This window comes from Pseudomonas sp. HC1(2025) (genome assembly GCF_058742075.1).
The window spans coordinates 1,479,571-1,498,165 of sequence record NZ_CP196017.1 but is presented as its reverse complement, the minus strand read 5'-3'; the positions used below and the strand labels follow the sequence as shown (position 1 = coordinate 1,498,165).

Annotated in this window: 16 protein-coding genes, 3 tRNA genes and 3 rRNA genes; 8 read left to right on the top strand and 14 right to left on the bottom strand. The window is 57.6% G+C overall.

The window, feature by feature from the left end; all coding sequences use genetic code 11:
• Window positions 1-63 precede the first annotated feature (63 nt).
• Window positions 64-939 carry a helix-turn-helix domain-containing protein gene (locus tag ACSSVH_RS06660; protein ID WP_170043243.1) on the top strand — a complete coding sequence of 292 codons (876 nt, stop codon included), beginning with the start codon at window positions 64-66 and terminating at the stop codon, window positions 937-939.
• Between the two features lie 59 nt (window positions 940-998).
• On the opposite strand, the gene ACSSVH_RS06655 is transcribed toward ACSSVH_RS06660, so the two are convergent.
• Window positions 999-1,172 carry a hypothetical protein gene (locus tag ACSSVH_RS06655; RefSeq protein WP_492634245.1) on the bottom strand — a complete coding sequence of 58 codons (174 nt, stop codon included), beginning with the start codon at window positions 1,170-1,172 and terminating at the stop codon, window positions 999-1,001.
• 99 nt (window positions 1,173-1,271) lie between these two features.
• The gene (locus ACSSVH_RS06650) at window positions 1,272-2,177 is read right to left on the bottom strand and encodes a LysR family transcriptional regulator (protein WP_172313395.1); all 906 of its coding nucleotides are present in this window, start codon (window positions 2,175-2,177) and stop codon (window positions 1,272-1,274) included.
• Between the two features lie 113 nt (window positions 2,178-2,290).
• On the opposite strand from ACSSVH_RS06650, the gene ACSSVH_RS06645 reads away from it, so the two are divergent.
• The 4 genes from ACSSVH_RS06645 to ACSSVH_RS06630 all read left to right on the top strand — a co-directional run bounded on the left by ACSSVH_RS06645 (window position 2,291) and on the right by ACSSVH_RS06630 (window position 6,272).
• Window positions 2,291-3,157: an MBL fold metallo-hydrolase gene (locus ACSSVH_RS06645; RefSeq protein WP_169955548.1), complete on the top strand. Its 867-nt coding sequence runs from the start codon at window positions 2,291-2,293 to the stop codon at window positions 3,155-3,157.
• 34 nt (window positions 3,158-3,191) lie between these two features.
• Window positions 3,192-3,806 (top strand): NAD(P)-dependent oxidoreductase, encoded by a 615-nt coding sequence (locus ACSSVH_RS06640; protein WP_432755175.1) that lies wholly within the window; start codon window positions 3,192-3,194, stop codon window positions 3,804-3,806.
• A 184-nt stretch (window positions 3,807-3,990) separates the two neighbouring features.
• On the top strand, window positions 3,991-5,178 hold the full coding sequence (locus ACSSVH_RS06635; protein ID WP_492634244.1) for a CynX/NimT family MFS transporter: 1,188 nt from the start codon (window positions 3,991-3,993) through the stop codon (window positions 5,176-5,178).
• 137 nt (window positions 5,179-5,315) lie between these two features.
• Complete coding sequence (locus ACSSVH_RS06630; protein ID WP_169955545.1) at window positions 5,316-6,272, top strand: LysR family transcriptional regulator; 957 nt, start codon at window positions 5,316-5,318, stop codon at window positions 6,270-6,272.
• A 10-nt stretch (window positions 6,273-6,282) separates the two neighbouring features.
• Here the strand turns inward: ACSSVH_RS06630 and ACSSVH_RS06625 are convergent, their stop codons facing one another.
• The gene (locus ACSSVH_RS06625) at window positions 6,283-7,185 is read right to left on the bottom strand and encodes a LysR substrate-binding domain-containing protein (RefSeq protein ID WP_169955544.1); all 903 of its coding nucleotides are present in this window, start codon (window positions 7,183-7,185) and stop codon (window positions 6,283-6,285) included.
• A gap of 108 nt (window positions 7,186-7,293) precedes the next feature.
• Here ACSSVH_RS06625 and ACSSVH_RS06620 point away from each other — a divergent pair, with 108 nt between their 5' ends.
• On the top strand, window positions 7,294-7,500 hold the full coding sequence (locus ACSSVH_RS06620; RefSeq protein ID WP_178121219.1) for a hypothetical protein: 207 nt from the start codon (window positions 7,294-7,296) through the stop codon (window positions 7,498-7,500).
• A 57-nt stretch (window positions 7,501-7,557) separates the two neighbouring features.
• Complete coding sequence (locus ACSSVH_RS06615) at window positions 7,558-7,950, top strand: VOC family protein (protein WP_492634243.1); 393 nt, start codon at window positions 7,558-7,560, stop codon at window positions 7,948-7,950.
• Between the two features lie 76 nt (window positions 7,951-8,026).
• Here the strand turns inward: ACSSVH_RS06615 and ACSSVH_RS06610 are convergent, their stop codons facing one another.
• The 11 genes from ACSSVH_RS06610 to dapA form a co-directional block, all read right to left on the bottom strand.
• A complete protein-coding gene (locus ACSSVH_RS06610; protein WP_169955542.1) occupies window positions 8,027-8,173 on the bottom strand; it encodes a hypothetical protein in 147 nt (48 codons plus the stop codon).
• Window positions 8,174-8,336: 163 nt separating this feature from the next.
• Window positions 8,337-8,452, bottom strand: a 5S ribosomal RNA gene (gene rrf, locus ACSSVH_RS06605).
• A gap of 154 nt (window positions 8,453-8,606) precedes the next feature.
• Window positions 8,607-11,500, bottom strand: a 23S ribosomal RNA gene (locus tag ACSSVH_RS06600).
• Window positions 11,501-11,748: 248 nt separating this feature from the next.
• Window positions 11,749-11,824 (bottom strand) — tRNA-Ala (locus ACSSVH_RS06595).
• A gap of 30 nt (window positions 11,825-11,854) precedes the next feature.
• Window positions 11,855-11,931: transfer RNA gene (locus ACSSVH_RS06590), tRNA-Ile, on the bottom strand.
• An 82-nt stretch (window positions 11,932-12,013) separates the two neighbouring features.
• Window positions 12,014-13,550: ribosomal RNA gene (locus ACSSVH_RS06585) — 16S ribosomal RNA — on the bottom strand.
• The 16S, 23S and 5S rRNA genes sit together here with 2 tRNA genes alongside, the layout of an rRNA operon.
• A 528-nt stretch (window positions 13,551-14,078) precedes the next feature.
• Window positions 14,079-14,168 (bottom strand) — tRNA-Ser (locus ACSSVH_RS06580).
• Between the two features lie 83 nt (window positions 14,169-14,251).
• A complete protein-coding gene (purC, locus tag ACSSVH_RS06575; RefSeq protein WP_003211975.1) occupies window positions 14,252-14,965 on the bottom strand; it encodes a phosphoribosylaminoimidazolesuccinocarboxamide synthase in 714 nt (237 codons plus the stop codon).
• A gap of 28 nt (window positions 14,966-14,993) precedes the next feature.
• A complete protein-coding gene (locus tag ACSSVH_RS06570) occupies window positions 14,994-15,752 on the bottom strand; it encodes an MBL fold metallo-hydrolase (protein ID WP_492634242.1) in 759 nt (252 codons plus the stop codon).
• A 4-nt stretch (window positions 15,753-15,756) separates the two neighbouring features.
• Entirely contained in the window at window positions 15,757-16,872 is a 1,116-nt protein-coding gene (gene bamC / locus ACSSVH_RS06565) for an NlpB/DapX family lipoprotein (RefSeq protein WP_169956702.1), read from the bottom strand.
• A 17-nt stretch (window positions 16,873-16,889) separates the two neighbouring features.
• Window positions 16,890-17,768: a 4-hydroxy-tetrahydrodipicolinate synthase gene (gene dapA / locus ACSSVH_RS06560; RefSeq protein WP_169956704.1), complete on the bottom strand. Its 879-nt coding sequence runs from the start codon at window positions 17,766-17,768 to the stop codon at window positions 16,890-16,892.
• 260 nt (window positions 17,769-18,028) lie between these two features.
• Here dapA and ACSSVH_RS06555 point away from each other — a divergent pair, with 260 nt between their 5' ends.
• The gene (locus ACSSVH_RS06555) at window positions 18,029-18,589 is read left to right on the top strand and encodes a glycine cleavage system transcriptional repressor (RefSeq protein WP_169956706.1); all 561 of its coding nucleotides are present in this window, start codon (window positions 18,029-18,031) and stop codon (window positions 18,587-18,589) included.
• Window positions 18,590-18,595: the final 6 nt, after the last annotated feature.

Below are 18,595 nucleotides of genomic sequence, written 5' to 3'. Positions count from 1 at the left end.
AGCCTGCGCTTTTCGCCAATCGGGGCGATTACCGAACCACTGTCCTGAGTATCGGATAAAAACATGACCAAAAATGCCAGTCCCGCGATTCCAGTGTTCAAACTCTACGGAGAAAGCCAGCAGTGGCCGACTCCGGATTTGCTGCATTGCGAGACCATCTCCCGGCGCAGCCGCGAGTACCAGTGGGAGATCCAGCCCCACCGGCATGCGGACCTGTGCCAATTGCTCTATGTGTACAAGGGCCAGGCGCAATTGGAGATCGAGGGCCAGCGCACGACGCTGACCGAATCGACCCTGCAAGTGCTGCCGCCGCTGTGTGTGCACGGGTTTCGGTTTGCCGAGGATGTAGAGGGGTTTGTGGTGACACTGGCCGCGCCGCTGGTGGCGCACCTGCAGGGCCAGTTGGGCTCGGCGGTAGACGGCTTGAGCGCCCTGGGCAGCTACCCGGCGGGCCAGGACAGTGACTACCTCAATAGCCTGTTCACCCGCTTGCAGAATGAATACACCGACGACTTCCCGGCCCGGGACATGATGATGCACGCGCTGGTCAGCGTGCTGCTGGTGTGGATCAGCCGCCAGGCCATCCAGCGCCGCCATCCACGGGCACCTCGGGGCCGCGAGTACTTCCGGCACTTCACCCAGTTGGTGGAGCAGCACTACCGCGAACACCCGAAGATCGAAGACCTGGCGCACAAGCTGGGGATCTCGGTGTCGCACCTCAACGGCACCTGCCGCGAGCTGGGCGGGCAGCCGGCGTTGCAGATCATGCACGACCGCCAACTGCTGGAGGCCAAGCGTCTGTTGACCTACACGAGCATGACCATTAATGAAATGTCTGACGTACTGGGGTTTTCTGACCCGACGAACTTTTCTCGATTGTTTCGCAGGCGCGTAGGATTTTCACCCAAGGCATTTCGCGAACAACTGAACGCGGACTGACCGACCACCCACGCACTGTTGCAGGAGCCAGCAAGCCGGCTGCTGCAACAGGTTGCGTGTCAGCGCAGTGCGCTCAGGGTCGCCGAGTAGGTGCATTGCCCATGGTTGCAGGCAGAAGCCATGCCGGGTTGCAGGCGGGTCTGTTCGGCGCGGTAGGCCGCGGTGCCATAGAGGGCCGTGGCAAAGGCGCAGAGGGCAAAAATCGTCAGGTACTTTCTGGTTTTGATCGTCATGGCATCAACCTCCGGACAGATCAAGAAGGTGCTGTATTGAGCATAGGCCAGCCAGGGCCAGTTGCCAGTATTGACGGGTATTCAGACGCCTTATAGGGCTTACAGCCCCACGTCCCATTGCGGCTCTGGCGGGAACCTCAAGACCAGGAAATCCAGAAGGCTGCGCAATGCCTGGGGCATGTGCTTGCGCGAGGCATACACCGCATACATGTTCATCTGCCGCGGTTCGGCATGGGGCAGCAGGCGGATCAACTGGCCGCTGCGGATGTAGTCGCCGGCCTGATAGGTCGGCAACATCGCCACCCCTGCCCCGGCCAGGGTCAGCCGCAGCAAGGTGCTGGCTTCATTGGCGCTGATATTGCCATGCACCGGCACCGACACGGGCTCAGCGTTCTCCTCGAAGTGCCACAGGCTCTTGCCGAAGTAGGAATGGGTCAGGCAGTTGTGCTCCGCCAACTCTTCTACCCGCTGGGGCTGCGGGTGTTCCAGCAGATAGGCCGGTGACGCGCAGATCACCGAGCGGCACACGGTCAACTGACGCGCAATCAGATTGGGATCCAGGTCGTTGCTGGTGCGGATCGCCAGGTCGATGCGCTCATCCACCAGGTTTACCGTGCGGTCGAGCATTTGCAGGTCAATGCTGACCAGCGGATAACGCTTGACGTACTCGGCAATGGCCTCGGCCAACTGCGCCTGGCCAAACGAGGTGCTGACGCTCAGGCGCACCAGGCCGCGAGGGGCGTCGTCCGGTTCGCTGACGGCGGCCTGCATGTCGTAGGACAGTTCCAGCATCTGCCGGCAACGCGGCAGGGTCTCGCTGCCGGCGGCGGTCAGGCTGAGCTTGCGCGTAGTGCGGTGCATCAGGCGCGCGCCCACCCAGTCTTCCAGCTCCGCCAGATAGCGCGACACCACTGGGCGCGACAGGTCCAGATGATCGGCGGCGGCCGATTGGCTGCCCAGGTCGACCACGGTGACAAACACCCGCATTGCTTGAAGACGATCCATGATTTGCCCGGTTTTAGAAACAAACTATGTCCAAGCATCGCATTTTTTGCTGCGTTCAGTGCAACTAAGCTCTGTCCATCGCCTGCCAAGGCATCCCTGACCTGGACTTGAACATGCTCACTACCCTCAAGCGCTTTGTACTGGCCACTACCGTTCTTGGCTTTGCCGCCCACGCCGTCGCCGCCGACCTGACCCTCGAGGTGTATAACCCAGGTGAATCGGCGATCTTCCCCGTCAGTTCGGTGCTGGTCAGCGGCGAGAAAGACGCGATCCTGGTAGACGCGCAGTTCGGCAAAAGCCAGGCCGAACAACTGGTGCAGAGGATCCGCGCCAGCGGCAAACAGCTGACCACCATTTACATCAGCCATGGCGACCCGGATTACTACTTCGGCCTCGACACCCTGGCCAGCGCTTTCCCACAGGCCAAGATCGTCGCGCCACAACCGGTGGTCGAGCATATCAAGGCCACCGTTGCCGGAAAGATTGAATATTGGGGCCCGAAAATGGGCGCCGATAAACCCGCCAAGACCCTCATTCCCCAAGTCCTCGACGGCCATAGCCTGACGCTCGAAGGGCAATCGCTGGAAGTCATCGGCCTGGACGGCCCGCAGCCGGACCGCAGCTTTGTGTGGATCCCGTCGATCAAGGCCGTGGTCGGCGGCGTGGTGGTCTCGCAGAACATCCACCTTTGGATGGCCGACACCCAGGGCGCACAGTCCCATGCCGATTGGTTGGGCACCCTGCAACGTATCGAAAAACTCAAGCCGGTCACCGTGGTTCCCGGCCACTACTTGGGCACGCCTTCGGTCAAAGCTGTCGCCTTTACGGCCGACTACATCAAGGCTTTCGATGTAGAAACCGCCAAGGCCAAGGATTCCTCGACCCTGATCGCAGCCATGAAAAAACGCTACCCGAACCTGGCCGATGAAAGCTCCCTGGAGCTGAGCGCCAAAGTCGCCAAGGGCGAAATGAAGTGGTGATTTGATCCAACCCTTACCCACACTGGAGAACGTCATGAGCAAGATTGCAATCATTGGTGCCACCGGCCGTGCCGGTAGCCAACTGCTGGAAGAAGCCCTGCGTCGCGGCCACACCGTCACGGCCATTGCCCGTAACACCGGCGCGATCGCCGCGCGTCCCGGCCTGACCGTCAAACAGGTGGACGCACTGGACGCCCAAGCCCTGCAACAGGCCATCAGCGGCAGCGACGTGGTGATCAGCGCCGCGCACTTCGCCACCCTGCCTGCGCCTGCGGTGATCGGGCCGGTAAAACAGGCCGGCGTGAAGCGCCTGCTGGTAGTGGGCGGTGCGGGTTCGCTGCTACTGCCGGGTGGCGGGCGGGTCATCGACAGCGAAGGTTTCCCTGCCGAATACAAGGCCGAGGCCAGTGCTGGCGCAGCGTTCCTCGACACCTTGCGCCAGGAAAAGGAGCTGGACTGGACGTTCCTTTCGCCCTCGGCAGAGTTTGTCGAGACCGAGCGCACCGGTAAGTTCCGCCTGGGCCAAGATGACCTGTTGGTGAGCAGCGAGAACCGCAGTTGGATCAGCTTTGCCGACTTCGCCATTGCCTTGATCGACGAAGTGGAAACACCCAAGCATTCGCGCCAGCGTTTCACCGTGGGCTACTAAGCCCACAACCCTGTAGGAGCCGGCTTGCCGGCGATGGCGGCGATGGCGGCTTATCTGACAGACCACTATCGCCGGCAAACCGGCTCCTACAGATGTAGTTTTTCAATAGCTCCTGCGACTTTCTGATTTGCCGCCGGGCCCGCGCGGTCGCCTAATGGCGACCTTGTCCGCTCAAGGCCCGCCCATGGAAAACGTCCACGCAAAACCCACTACCGCCCTCTGGCTGATGATCAGCGTCGTGCTGGTGGCCCTCAATCTGCGTCCGTCCATGGCGGCGGTCGGCCCTTTGTTATCGTCGATCCGCGGCGATGTGCCGCTGAGTTTCAGCACTGCTTCGTTACTGACCATGTTGCCGGTGATGGCGATGGGCTTGGCGATGTTCTTCGGCATGGGCCTGGGCAAACGCTTTGGCGAGCATCGCAGCATTGCCCTGTCGCTGGTGGTGATTGGCATTGCCACCTTGTCGCGGCTGTTTCTCGACTCTGCCGCCGAGTTGATCCTCAGCGCCATCGCCGCCGGCGTGGGCATTGCCCTGATCCAGGCGTTGATGCCGGCGCTGATCAAGTCGCGCTTTAGTGACAACGTTTCGCTGTTCATGGGCTTGTACGTCACCGCGATCATGGGCGGCGCGGCATTGGCGGCGTCGTTCTCGCCATTCATCCAGGTACAGACTGGCAGTTGGCGGATGGGTCTGGCGATCTGGGCGGTGCTTGCCGTGTTGGCGCTGCTGTTCTGGTATGCCCAGCGCGCCGCGTTGCCACCACTGCCCCAAGCCGGCAGCGGCCCGCAGGAATCGTTTTTCGACAATCGCCGCGCGTGGTTGCTGGCGATTTTCTTCGGCCTCGGTACCGCGTCCTACACCTGTGTACTGGCTTGGCTGGCGCCGTACTACGTCGAGCAGGGCTGGAGCGAACAGAACGCCGGCCTGCTGCTGGGCTTCCTGACGGCCATGGAAGTGGTCTCCGGGCTGATCACCCCGGCTATCGCCAACCGGCGCCAGGACAAGCGCGGCGTGGTGGCCGTGCTGCTGGTGCTGATCATCGCCGGCTTCTGCGGCCTGATCCTTTCCCCGCAACACCTCACACTGCTGTGGCCATGCCTGCTGGGCCTGGGCATTGGCGGGCTGTTCCCGATGAGCCTGATCCTGTCCCTCGACCACCTGGACAACCCGCGCCGCGCCGGTGGCCTGACGGCGTTTGTGCAAGGCATCGGCTACCTGATCGCTGGGGTGTCGCCGCTGATTGCCGGGATGATCCGCGACCAACTGGGCAGCTTCGAATGGGCCTGGTGGTCACTCACCGCCGTGGTGGGGGTGATGTTACTGATAGTCCTGCGCTTCGACCCGCGCCACTATGCACGGCATATTCGTTAGGGCGTCGTGTTCCAAACAGTATCTGTCCCACAATGGACATAGAAAGGTCCGACAGACCTTTCTATTGGGACGAGCGTTCCGTTAACATTTTGTCTTGTTTGCGCTGCGGTCGCGCAACAGGCTCACGGACGGAACGAATGCTAAACAGTAACTTGCTTAGAAAGCTCGATATGCAGGATCTGATGGTGTTTATCGCTGTGTATGAGCAAAGCAGCGTCACCGATGTGTCCGAAACCCTGTTTGTCAGCCAGTCCACGGTCAGTTACAGCCTGAAAAAGCTGCGCACCAGCTTTGAGGACGACCTGTTTATCAACACCCGTGCCGGCATGCGCCCAACCTACAAGGCCAGCACCATGTACGGGCATGTGCAGAAAATCCTCGAAAGCATCAACCTGTGCCACGCGGGCGCGCAGACGTTCGATCCCACGCAAAAAGCCGTCACCTTCAACCTCTGCGCACCCGAATACTTCGAGCAACTGATCCTGCCCAGATTGTTGAAACACTTCGATCATGCCGACCTGCCGGTGATCGTCAATGTGCAGAAGCTGGAAACCGAGATCCCTGTCGAGGCGCTGCGTGACGGGCGCCTGGATCTGGTGATCTGCTTCGGTCCGCACTTTCACCGTGAGCACAAGGACCTCAGGACCCAGATGCTGCTGGAAGACGACTTGGTCTGCGTCTTCGACAAGCGTGCGGCCCCCCGGGAGCCGGCGTTCAGCCTGCAGTCCTTTGTGGCCCGGCGCCATGTGTTCCCCACGCCCTGGACCTCGGACACCAACATGATCGACGGCTGGCTGAGCCGCCAGGCTCACAAGCGCCAGGTCATCGCCCGGGCCAACAGCTACAGCGCGGCGCTGAAGATGATTGCCGGCACCGACTTTATCGTCACCCTACCCCGCCGCGTGCAACAACTGCTGGCCGTGGAACCACAGTTCGGCCATTGCGAAGCCCCCAACGGCCTGCCAGGGTTTACCCTGGAGATGCAGTGGAACGATGCCAGCGAGCAGGAAAGCGCCAACGCGTGGTTTCGCGAGCAGGTGGCGGCGGTTGCGGCCAGTTGCAAAGTGGACGTGGCAAGAGAAGCAAACGCCTAAGTTGCCGCGCTCATGCCCCCATGAACGCTTCCAGCCGCGAGCGCATCCAGCGTTCGGCGGGGTCGCTGTCAACGTGGCTGAGCCAGACCATGGACAGGTCCAGGGTCGGTGTATCGAACGGAAACGGCTCACAAAACAGGTTGCCCGCCGCCGCCATGGCTTGGGCCGTGTAGTCTGGCAGGCTGGCGATCATATCGGTGCCGGCCAGTAATGCCGGTAAGGAACTGTATTGCGGCACGGATAACACCACGTGCCGCTTGCGACCGATCTCCGCCAGCCACTCATCGGCAAACCCCGCGACGTTAGCGGTGTGAGACACCAGCACATGGGGCCGTGCGCAGTATTCGTCGAGGGTCAGCGCCTGGTCCGAGGCATCGGCGCGCAGCACGCTGGGACGGATGTGGCGCAACAGTTTGCGCTTGGCATTGGCCGGCAGGCCACGGGTCTGGGTGATGCCGACGGTGATATCGCCAGAGGCCAGCAAATCGGGAATCCGCCAGTAATCGACGTGCTGCACCACAAACACCACCTGCGGTGCTTCGGTGCGCAGGGCCCGCAACAGCGGTGGCAACAGACCGAACTCGACGTCATCGGACAGGCCGATACGAAAGGTCATGGTACTGACAGACGGGTCGAAATCATGGGTAAGACTCAACGCCGCCGACAGCGAGTCCAGGGCCGGCGACAGATGCAGGATGAGCTCCTCGGCCCGCGCCGTGGGTTCCATGCGGTGGCCGACACGGATAAACAGCGGGTCGTTGAACAGCGTGCGCAGGCGGTTGAGGGCCGAACTGACCGTGGGCTGGCCAAGGAACAGCTTCTCTGCCACACGCGTTACGTTGCGCTCGAGCATCAGTGTTTCAAAGACCACCATCAGGTTGATGTCGGCCTTGCGTAATTCATTGCGATTCATGGCAAGCGCCCCACTGCCCAAGACAGTCGGCAGTTTAGGAACACAGCGGGGCCTGCGTCTATGCGCCGACTATCCAACCCACGTATTTGGGACTATAAATCAGCTTCCATGGCAACCGAGAACATCCCCGTGCTGGTCATTCTTGCCCTGGCCATCCTGATGGCCGGGCTGTGCATCTGGAGTATCAGGTTCATCGCCCATCCAACCGCCAGGACGCTGCTGCGGGTATTTATCGGGTTGTGCCTGGCCGCCATCGTGGCGTACCTGGTCTTGGCGTCGGGGTTTCCCACGGCGCTGCTGGTATCGGCAGGTTGACGAGCCTGCTGGCACTTCCTCTAATAGGCATCTTTTTCAAGCACGGAGCGCTTAGCCATGAAATTCGCCTACACCATCGTCTACGTCCCGGATGTCGCCGCGTCGCTGCAGTTTTTTGAAACGGCCTTCGGCTTCAGTCGACGCTTCCTGCATGAGTCTGGGACCTATGGCGAGCTGGAAACCGCAGGCACCACCTTGTCCTTCGCCGCGCATGAACTGGGGGAGTTGAATTTCAAGGGTGGGCACGTCGCTGCTCATTCTTCTAAGCAACCGCTGGGGGTGGAACTGGGATTTGTGACCGATGACGTCCCGGCCGCCCACGCCAAGGCTGTGGCCGCGGGTGCGACCGAGCTATCAGCACCGAGCAGCAAGCCCTGGGGCCAAGTGGTGTCTTATGTGCGCTGCCCGGATGGGACGCTGGTGGAGTTGTGTACGCCGATACAAAACTGATAGGTGTCCTGTGAGCCGGCTTGACGGCGGGGGCCTGTCAGCGTTATGCCCATCGCGGGCAAGCCGGTTCCTACAGTTATGGCTTCAGGGGGCGTTCCTGATCGCGTTCGGATAGCTCCGTCCCGTCATCCGGATGCTTCCAGGTCTGTGGCTTCTCTTCCTCGCGACGCTGCCTGGCGCGCTCCTGCTCCGCGTCATCGCGCGGTTTGGGTTCAGTGGTCATACCTACCTCCCGTCCTTAAGAATGAGTAAAGCCAACTAAGCATAGAGCAGCAATCGCATTTGTTGCAGTTGGCGGGCGCGACCAGTTGCTTGCGGGCTTATGGGTTTTCGACCGCCCAAAACAAAACCCCAACTGCTTTCGCAATTGGGGTTTTGGAATTTAATCTTGACGATGACCTACTCTCACATGGGGAAACCCCACACTACCATCGGCGATGCATCGTTTCACTGCTGAGTTCGGGATGGGATCAGGTGGTTCCAATGCTCTATGGTCGTCAAGAAATTCGGGTACTGAGTCGTGGCAAGTGCCTCGCTTCAGAAAATTGGGTATGTGACAGCTTTCGGTGTTTTGTGAGATTCGAACTTTCGGTTCATTTCGTCTTCACACACCGCAATCTGATGCTCTTTCGAGAAACAAATTGCTTGGGTGTTATATGGTCAAGCCTCACGGGCAATTAGTATTGGTTAGCTCAACGCCTCACAGCGCTTACACACCCAACCTATCAACGTCGTAGTCTTCGACGGCCCTTCAGGGAACTCAAGGTTCCAGTGAGATCTCATCTTGAGGCTAGTTTCCCGCTTAGATGCTTTCAGCGGTTATCTATTCCGAACATAGCTACCCGGCAATGCCACTGGCGTGACAACCGGAACACCAGAGGTTCGTCCACTCCGGTCCTCTCGTACTAGGAGCAGCCCCTCTCAAATCTCAAACGTCCACGGCAGATAGGGACCGAACTGTCTCACGACGTTCTAAACCCAGCTCGCGTACCACTTTAAATGGCGAACAGCCATACCCTTGGGACCGGCTTCAGCCCCAGGATGTGATGAGCCGACATCGAGGTGCCAAACACCGCCGTCGATATGAACTCTTGGGCGGTATCAGCCTGTTATCCCCGGAGTACCTTTTATCCGTTGAGCGATGGCCCTTCCATACAGAACCACCGGATCACTAAGACCTACTTTCGTACCTGCTCGACGTGTCTGTCTCGCAGTCAAGCGCGCTTTTGCCTTTATACTCTACGACCGATTTCCGACCGGTCTGAGCGCACCTTCGTACTCCTCCGTTACTCTTTAGGAGGAGACCGCCCCAGTCAAACTACCCACCATACACTGTCCTCGATCCGGATAACGGACCTGAGTTAGAACCTCAAAGTTGCCAGGGTGGTATTTCAAGGTTGGCTCCACGCGAACTGGCGTCCACGCTTCAAAGCCTCCCACCTATCCTACACAAGCAAATTCAAAGTCCAGTGCAAAGCTATAGTAAAGGTTCACGGGGTCTTTCCGTCTAGCCGCGGATACACTGCATCTTCACAGCGATTTCAATTTCACTGAGTCTCGGGTGGAGACAGCGCCGCCATCGTTACGCCATTCGTGCAGGTCGGAACTTACCCGACAAGGAATTTCGCTACCTTAGGACCGTTATAGTTACGGCCGCCGTTTACCGGGGCTTCGATCAAGAGCTTCGCGTTAGCTAACCCCATCAATTAACCTTCCGGCACCGGGCAGGCGTCACACCCTATACGTCCACTTTCGTGTTTGCAGAGTGCTGTGTTTTTAATAAACAGTCGCAGCGGCCTGGTATCTTCGACCGGCATGAGCTTACGGAGCAAGTCCTTCACCCTCACCGGCGCACCTTCTCCCGAAGTTACGGTGCCATTTTGCCTAGTTCCTTCACCCGAGTTCTCTCAAGCGCCTTGGTATTCTCTACCCAACCACCTGTGTCGGTTTGGGGTACGGTTCCTGGTTACCTGAAGCTTAGAAGCTTTTCTTGGAAGCATGGCATCAACCACTTCGTCACCCAAAGGGTAACTCGTCATCAGCTCTCGGCCTTAGAATCCCGGATTTACCTAAGATTCCAGCCTACCACCTTAAACTTGGACAACCAACGCCAAGCTGGCCTAGCCTTCTCCGTCCCTCCATCGCAATAACCAGAAGTACAGGAATATTAACCTGTTTTCCATCGACTACGCTTTTCAGCCTCGCCTTAGGGACCGACTAACCCTGCGTCGATTAACGTTGCGCAGGAAACCTTGGTCTTTCGGCGTGGGTGTTTTTCACACCCATTGTCGTTACTCATGTCAGCATTCGCACTTCTGATACCTCCAGCAAGCTTCTCAACTCACCTTCACAGGCTTACAGAACGCTCCTCTACCGCATCACCCGAAGGTGATACCCGTAGCTTCGGTGTATGGTTTGAGCCCCGTTACATCTTCCGCGCAGGCCGACTCGACTAGTGAGCTATTACGCTTTCTTTAAAGGGTGGCTGCTTCTAAGCCAACCTCCTAGCTGTCTAAGCCTTCCCACATCGTTTCCCACTTAACCATAACTTTGGGACCTTAGCTGACGGTCTGGGTTGTTTCCCTTTTCACGACGGACGTTAGCACCCGCCGTGTGTCTCCCATGCTCGGCACTTGTAGGTATTCGGAGTTTGCATCGGTTTGGTAAGTCGGGATGACCCCCTAGCCGAAACAGTGCTCTACCCCCTACAGTGATACATGAGGCGCTACCTAAATAGCTTTCGAGGAGAACCAGCTATCTCCGAGCTTGATTAGCCTTTCACTCCGATCCACAGGTCATCCGCTAACTTTTCAACGGTAGTCGGTTCGGTCCTCCAGTTAGTGTTACCCAACCTTCAACCTGCCCATGGATAGATCGCCCGGTTTCGGGTCTATTCCCAGCGACTAGACGCCCTATTAAGACTCGCTTTCGCTACGCCTCCCCTATTCGGTTAAGCTCGCCACTGAAAATAAGTCGCTGACCCATTATACAAAAGGTACGCAGTCACCCAACAAAGTGGGCTCCCACTGCTTGTACGCATACGGTTTCAGGATCTATTTCACTCCCCTCTCCGGGGTTCTTTTCGCCTTTCCCTCACGGTACTAGTTCACTATCGGTCAGTCAGTAGTATTTAGCCTTGGAGGATGGTCCCCCCATATTCAGACAAAGTTTCTCGTGCTCCGTCCTACTCGATTTCATGACTAAGAGATTTTCGCGTACAGGGCTATCACCCACTATGGCCGCACTTTCCAGAGCGTTCCGCTAATCTCAAAGCCACTTAAGGGCTAGTCCCCGTTCGCTCGCCACTACTAAGGGAATCTCGGTTGATTTCTTTTCCTCAGGGTACTTAGATGTTTCAGTTCCCCTGGTTCGCCTCTTAAGCCTATGTATTCAGCTTAAGATAACCATCTTATGATGGCTGGGTTCCCCCATTCAGACATCTCCGGATCAAAGTCTGTTTGCCGACTCCCCGAAGCTTTTCGCAGGCTACCACGTCTTTCATCGCCTCTGACTGCCAAGGCATCCACCGTATGCGCTTCTTCACTTGACCATATAACCCCAAGCAATCTGGTTATACTGTGAAGACGACATTCGCCGAAAATTCGATAATACTCAATTTGAGTAACTCACAAATTTTACCTTAGCCTGATCCGTTACCAGTGAAAGTAACGTTCAGTCTATCTTTCTATCACATACCCAAATTTTTAAAGAACGAACTAGTCAAAGACTAGAAATCAACATTCACCATCACAATGATGGAATGCTCATTTCTAAGCTTTATACAAACAGAAGCAGTAGTGGTGGAGCCAAACGGGATCGAACCGTTGACCTCCTGCGTGCAAGGCAGGCGCTCTCCCAGCTGAGCTATGGCCCCGTATTTCTACAGGCGTTTCCCACACAAAATTGGTGGGTCTGGGCAGATTCGAACTGCCGACCTCACCCTTATCAGGGGTGCGCTCTAACCAACTGAGCTACAGACCCAATTTCGGGCTGCTTCTTTTCGTCTTCTTCAATGAATCAAGCAATTCGTGTGGGAACTTATGGAGCAGCTGATGTCGTCGATTAAGGAGGTGATCCAGCCGCAGGTTCCCCTACGGCTACCTTGTTACGACTTCACCCCAGTCATGAATCACACCGTGGTAACCGTCCTCCCGAAGGTTAGACTAGCTACTTCTGGTGCAACCCACTCCCATGGTGTGACGGGCGGTGTGTACAAGGCCCGGGAACGTATTCACCGCGACATTCTGATTCGCGATTACTAGCGATTCCGACTTCACGCAGTCGAGTTGCAGACTGCGATCCGGACTACGATCGGTTTTGTGGGATTAGCTCCACCTCGCGGCTTGGCAACCCTCTGTACCGACCATTGTAGCACGTGTGTAGCCCAGGCCGTAAGGGCCATGATGACTTGACGTCATCCCCACCTTCCTCCGGTTTGTCACCGGCAGTCTCCTTAGAGTGCCCACCATTACGTGCTGGTAACTAAGGACAAGGGTTGCGCTCGTTACGGGACTTAACCCAACATCTCACGACACGAGCTGACGACAGCCATGCAGCACCTGTCTCAATGTTCCCGAAGGCACCAATCTATCTCTAGAAAGTTCATTGGATGTCAAGGCCTGGTAAGGTTCTTCGCGTTGCTTCGAATTAAACCACATGCTCCACCGCTTGTGCGGGCCCCCGTCAATTCATTTGAGTTTTAACCTTGCGGCCGTACTCCCCAGGCGGTCAACTTAATGCGTTAGCTGCGCCACTAAGAGCTCAAGGCTCCCAACGGCTAGTTGACATCGTTTACGGCGTGGACTACCAGGGTATCTAATCCTGTTTGCTCCCCACGCTTTCGCACCTCAGTGTCAGTATCAGTCCAGGTGGTCGCCTTCGCCACTGGTGTTCCTTCCTATATCTACGCATTTCACCGCTACACAGGAAATTCCACCACCCTCTACCATACTCTAGTCAGTCAGTTTTGAATGCAGTTCCCAGGTTGAGCCCGGGGATTTCACATCCAACTTAACTAACCACCTACGCGCGCTTTACGCCCAGTAATTCCGATTAACGCTTGCACCCTCTGTATTACCGCGGCTGCTGGCACAGAGTTAGCCGGTGCTTATTCTGTCGGTAACGTCAAAATTGCAGAGTATTAATCTACAACCCTTCCTCCCAACTTAAAGTGCTTTACAATCCGAAGACCTTCTTCACACACGCGGCATGGCTGGATCAGGCTTTCGCCCATTGTCCAATATTCCCCACTGCTGCCTCCCGTAGGAGTCTGGACCGTGTCTCAGTTCCAGTGTGACTGATCATCCTCTCAGACCAGTTACGGATCGTCGCCTTGGTGAGCCATTACCCCACCAACTAGCTAATCCGACCTAGGCTCATCTGATAGCGCAAGGCCCGAAGGTCCCCTGCTTTCTCCCGTAGGACGTATGCGGTATTAGCGTCCGTTTCCGAACGTTATCCCCCACTACCAGGCAGATTCCTAGGCATTACTCACCCGTCCGCCGCTCTCAAGAGAAGCAAGCTTCTCTCTACCGCTCGACTTGCATGTGTTAGGCCTGCCGCCAGCGTTCAATCTGAGCCATGATCAAACTCTTCAGTTCAAACATCTTTGGGTTTTTAAGAAACCCTAAACTTGGCTCAGCAATCGTTGGTTACATCTTTGATTTCTCGCGGAGTAACTTGTGATGCTGATAATCTTGTTGACTATCAGTCTGACTCCACAAGCACCCACACGAATTGCTTGATTCAGTTGTTAAAGAGCGGTTGGTTAAGATCTTTCGTCTCAACCGAGGCGCGCATTCTACAGCAGCCTCATTTGCTGTCAAGTGATTATTTTCAGAAGTTTCGAGATTTTCCTCAACAACTTCAACCACTTGCGCTTTCGATCTCTCGTCAGCGGGAGGCAAATACTACAGCATTAAAATACCCGGTCAACCCCCAACTGGAAATTCTTTTCCAGAGAAAAGAACCCTGGCCGCCACTATGAAAACCTCCAAGGACCCAATACCCCTCAGACTTCATAGAACGCCTTATATAAGATGCCTAACCAGCACATAAAGGCGAAACGGAGAAACAGAACCTTCAGAATGCAAAAAGGCCCCATAAATGGGGCCTTCAAGTACAAATAATGGCGGAGAGATAGGGATTCGAACCCTAGGTACCGGTGAAGGTACAACGGATTTCGAATCCGTCCCATTCGGCCACTCTGGCATCTCTCCAACGGCGCGCATCATAACAGCCTGTTTCGTGGAAGCAAAGCGCCGAAGCAATTTTTTTCCGTGCTATCAGATGCTTGCGTCGATTACAGCGGTACGCCGAGGCGGTTGGCGACTTCTTCGTAGGCTTCAATAACGTCACCGAGGCCCTGGCGGAAGCGGTCTTTGTCCATCTTCTTACGGGTGTCCTTGTCCCACAGGCGGCAGCCGTCCGGGCTGAATTCGTCGCCCAGGACGATGGAGCCGTCGTGGAATACGCCGAATTCCAGCTTGAAGTCCACCAGCAGCAGCCCGGCGTCGTCGAACAGCTTGCTCAGCACGTCGTTGACCTTGAGCGACAACTCCTTCATGCGCGCCAGTTGTTCAGCGGTGCCCCAGCCAAATGCCACCACGTGGGATTCGTTGATGAATGGATCGCCCTTGGCATCATCCTTGAGGAACAGCTCGAACGTGTAAGGGTTGAGCTTGAGGCCCTCTTCCACGCCCAGGCGCTTGACCAGGCTGCCGGCGGCGTAGTTACGCACGACGCACTCGACCGGGATCATGTCGAGTTTCTTCACCAGGCATTCGTTGTCGCCCAGCAGTTTATCGAACTGGGTCGGAATGCCGGCCGCTTCGAGTTTCTGCATGATGAAGGCGTTGAACTTGTTGTTCACCATACCCTTGCGGTCGAGCTGTTCGATGCGCTTGCCGTCGAACGCCGAGGTGTCGTTGCGAAACAGCAGGATCAAGCGGTTGGCGTCGTCGGTCTTGTAAACCGACTTGGCTTTGCCGCGGTAGAGTTCTTCACGTTTTTCCATGATGGGCTCCGCTTGGTAAGTAGATGGGCTAGGCGATATGTCGCCAGTCGAGCCCTGAATCTTGATCGGCCAGTTGCAGCCAGTCCGGGTCGCACCCGAGGGTGTCGACAAAACATTGCCGGGCAAGCTGCGGCAGGTTGTTCTTGCTGCTCAGGTGGGCCAGGACCAGATGTTGCAGGTCTTGCCAGCCCAACTCATACACCAGGTACGCCGCCTGGTGGTTGTTCAAATGTCCCAGTTCGCCGCCAACCCGTTGCTTGAGAAAGTACGGATAGTGACCGCGCGCCAGCAGGTCTCGGCAATGGTTGGACTCGATCATCAATGCATCGAGATCCCGATAGCCTTCAAGCACCTTGGCGCAATAGGAACCCAGGTCGGTAAGCAGGCCGAAGCGACGCTCGCCATCACTGAATACATATTGCGTGGGCTCGTGGGCATCATGCGCCACGGCAATCACAGCAATGCTCAAGGCACCGATCTGCAGTTGCTCGCCACCGGCCAGGAAACCTGCGGGTTCAATGGGTTTGCGCATCCCGCGCAAGGTGCCGCGACTCAGGTACACCGGAAGATTGTAGCGCCGAGACAGCAAACCCACGCCATGCACGTGGTCGGCATGTTCGTGGGTCACTAGGATCGCGCTCAACTGCGCCGGGTGAACCCCCAGGCGCAGCAGGCGTCGCTCGGTTTCCCGCAAGGAGAAACCACAATCCACCAGGACGTACGTGTCGTCGTGGGCTACAAGCGTGCCGTTCCCTTGGCTACCGCTGCCGAGAACAGCAAAACGCATCGGATCAGCCCAGGTTGTCCTGAATCACGCCCAACACTTTGCGCGCCGTTTCTGCAGGCGCTACGGTGTTGATGTTCTTCTCGACGGTGACTTGCACGTTGTCGCCAACCTTGCTCAGGCGAACCTGATAACGCTCGGCGCGAGTCTCGATCTCTTCCTTGGTCGGCTCGCTGCCGAACAACTTGCTGAAGAAACCACGCTCTTCGTCTTTCTTCTCGGCCTTTTCAGCCACGTTGATGTAGTACAGGCCCAGGCTGCGGTTGATGTCTTCAACGCGCCATGGACCTTGCTCCAGGGCACGGCCGACGCTGGCCCAGGCTCGATCCAGGTCTTCACCCAGGTTGAGCACGACGTTGCCGCTACCGTCTTCGGTGAGGCTGACACGGTTAGGGGTGTCGTAATCACGGGCAGCGAGCAGGGATACGGAACCGCCCTTCTCGGAAATACGGCTCATGCTGGCAAGCATCTCGTCGACCAGCGCAGCATCGACGCCACTGTTGACCGAACGATTGGTGAATTCGACGTTGGCGGTACTGCCGGCAGGACGCTCGGCACTGACCACATAGACTTCACTGGTGTTGCGCTGTACGCCTGGCTCGATGCGTACGCGGATGCGGCTTTCGCCATCAGCGGCGACGCCACCGGCCTGCAGGCGCTTGGCCATGTTGGCCGACAGTTCGTTCGACTGCTGCCATGCAGTGGTGAACTCACCGGTCTGCGGGCGTTGCTCGTCGATACGGAAACCGTTGTCCTGGAAGAACTGCACAGCCACCGGCCAGACTTCGGCAGGTGGGCGCTGGGCCATGATCCAACGCGAGTCGCCGCTTTTCTGCAGGCTGTAGTCACTGGCATCGGCCAGGGCCGAAATCGGCTGTGGACGCGGTACTTCGTACTCGCCCTTGACGGTGTCGTCGGCCACATTGCGCGGAATCGGCAGCAACGGGTCAAGGCGCTTGGCGACGTTGACGTCCGGCGGCAATTGCATCGGTGCGGTTTGTTGTGCTTCCAGGTAATCGCTACCGCGGTCACGGAAGTAGCCTTCCGGGCCCCAGATCCAACCGCAGCCACTAGTGCTGGAGATAATCAAGGCAAGTGCGGAAAGTCCGGCCAATCGCTTCATGCGTAGTGCTTCCTCAATTAAACCAGGACGCCGGACTGGCGCAGGGCCTGTCGCAGCGGTTCGTGACAGGCTGGGCTGAGTTGGGTGAGCGGCAGACGGATACCGTCCGGCATCAGGCCCATCTCGTGCAGCGCCCATTTCACGGGAATAGGGTTGGATTCGATAAACAGGGTTTTGTTGAGCGGCATCAGCTTTTCGTGAATCGCACGGGCCTTGACGGCATCACCGGCGATTGCAGCTGCACACAGTTCGCTCATGGCACGCGGAGCCACGTTGGCGGTCACCGAGATATTGCCCTTGCCACCCAGCAGGATCAGCTCCACAGCCGTGGCGTCGTCGCCGGAGTACAGCAGGAAGTCGCTGCTCACGCCGGCCAGGATGTCCTTGGCGCGCTGCAGGTCGCCCGTGGCTTCCTTGATACCGATGATGTTCGGCACGGTCGACAGGCGGATCACGGTCGCGGCCTGCATGTCGCACGCCGTGCGACCTGGCACGTTGTAGAGGATCTGCGGGATGTCGACAGCTTCGGCGATGGCCTTGAAGTGCTGGTACAAGCCTTCCTGGGTCGGCTTGTTGTAGTACGGCGTCACCAGCAGGCAAGCATCGGCACCGGCTTTCTTGGCGTTCTTGGTCAGTTCGATCGCTTCGCGCGTCGAGTTGGCGCCCGTACCGGCAATCACCGCGATACGCCCTGCAACGCGCTTGACCACAAACTCGATCACCTCGATGTGTTCTTCCACATCAAGCGTGGCCGATTCACCCGTGGTGCCGACGGCCACAATGGCGTTGGTGCCTTCTTGCAGGTGAAAGTCCACCAGTTTGCCCAGGCTGTCCCAGTCGAGATTACCTTGTGCATCCATGGGTGTGACCAGTGCCACCATACTGCCCGCAATCATGCAACCGCTCCTGCCGGAAAAAGAGAGCCGTAATGGTACTGGCGCCAAGATGCTTGCACAAGCGAAGTACCCTCCGAGGACGCGTTCTGGATCAACTTAGTTGCCGGCAATGCCATCATTGGGCCAAAGCACGGCCAACTGCCACTGAATATGCAATGAAAACGCCACGTCCTAGCCCTTGGCGGCGCTTTTCGCTACCCTTGATCCTTTGATCGGTACCGCACGTTCGTATCGACCGCTCATCGCTTTAGGAATGCTGCATGTCCACCCCCACAGTCCGCGAACAATTCCTTGTTATCAGTGCCCTTGGCGCCAACCCCATGGAGCTGACTAACGTCCTGTGCCGCGCCAGCCATGAAAACCGCTGCGCCGTCGTGACCTCACGCCTGACTCGCCATGGCGAGTGCAGCGCGCTGGTCCTGCAGATTTCCGGCAGCTGGGACGCCCTGGCGCGCCTGGAAGCTGGCTTGCCGGCCCTGGCCAAGAAGCACGATTTCACCGTCAATGTGGTACGCAGTGCCGCCCTGGAGAACCGTCCCCAGGCGCTACCGTACGTGGCTTATGTCAGTTCGGCGTACCGTTCGGACATCGTTAATGAACTGTGCCAGTTCTTTATCGACCATAACGTCGAGCTGGAAAACCTGACCTGCGACACCTATCAGGCCCCCCAGACCGGCGGCACCATGCTCAACGCCACCTTTACCGTGACCTTGCCGGCCGGCGTGCAGATCAGTTGGTTGCGCGACCAGTTCCTGGATTTCGCCGATGCGCTGAACCTGGATGCACTGATCGAGCCCTGGCGCCCACAGAATCCAATGTAAGGAAGT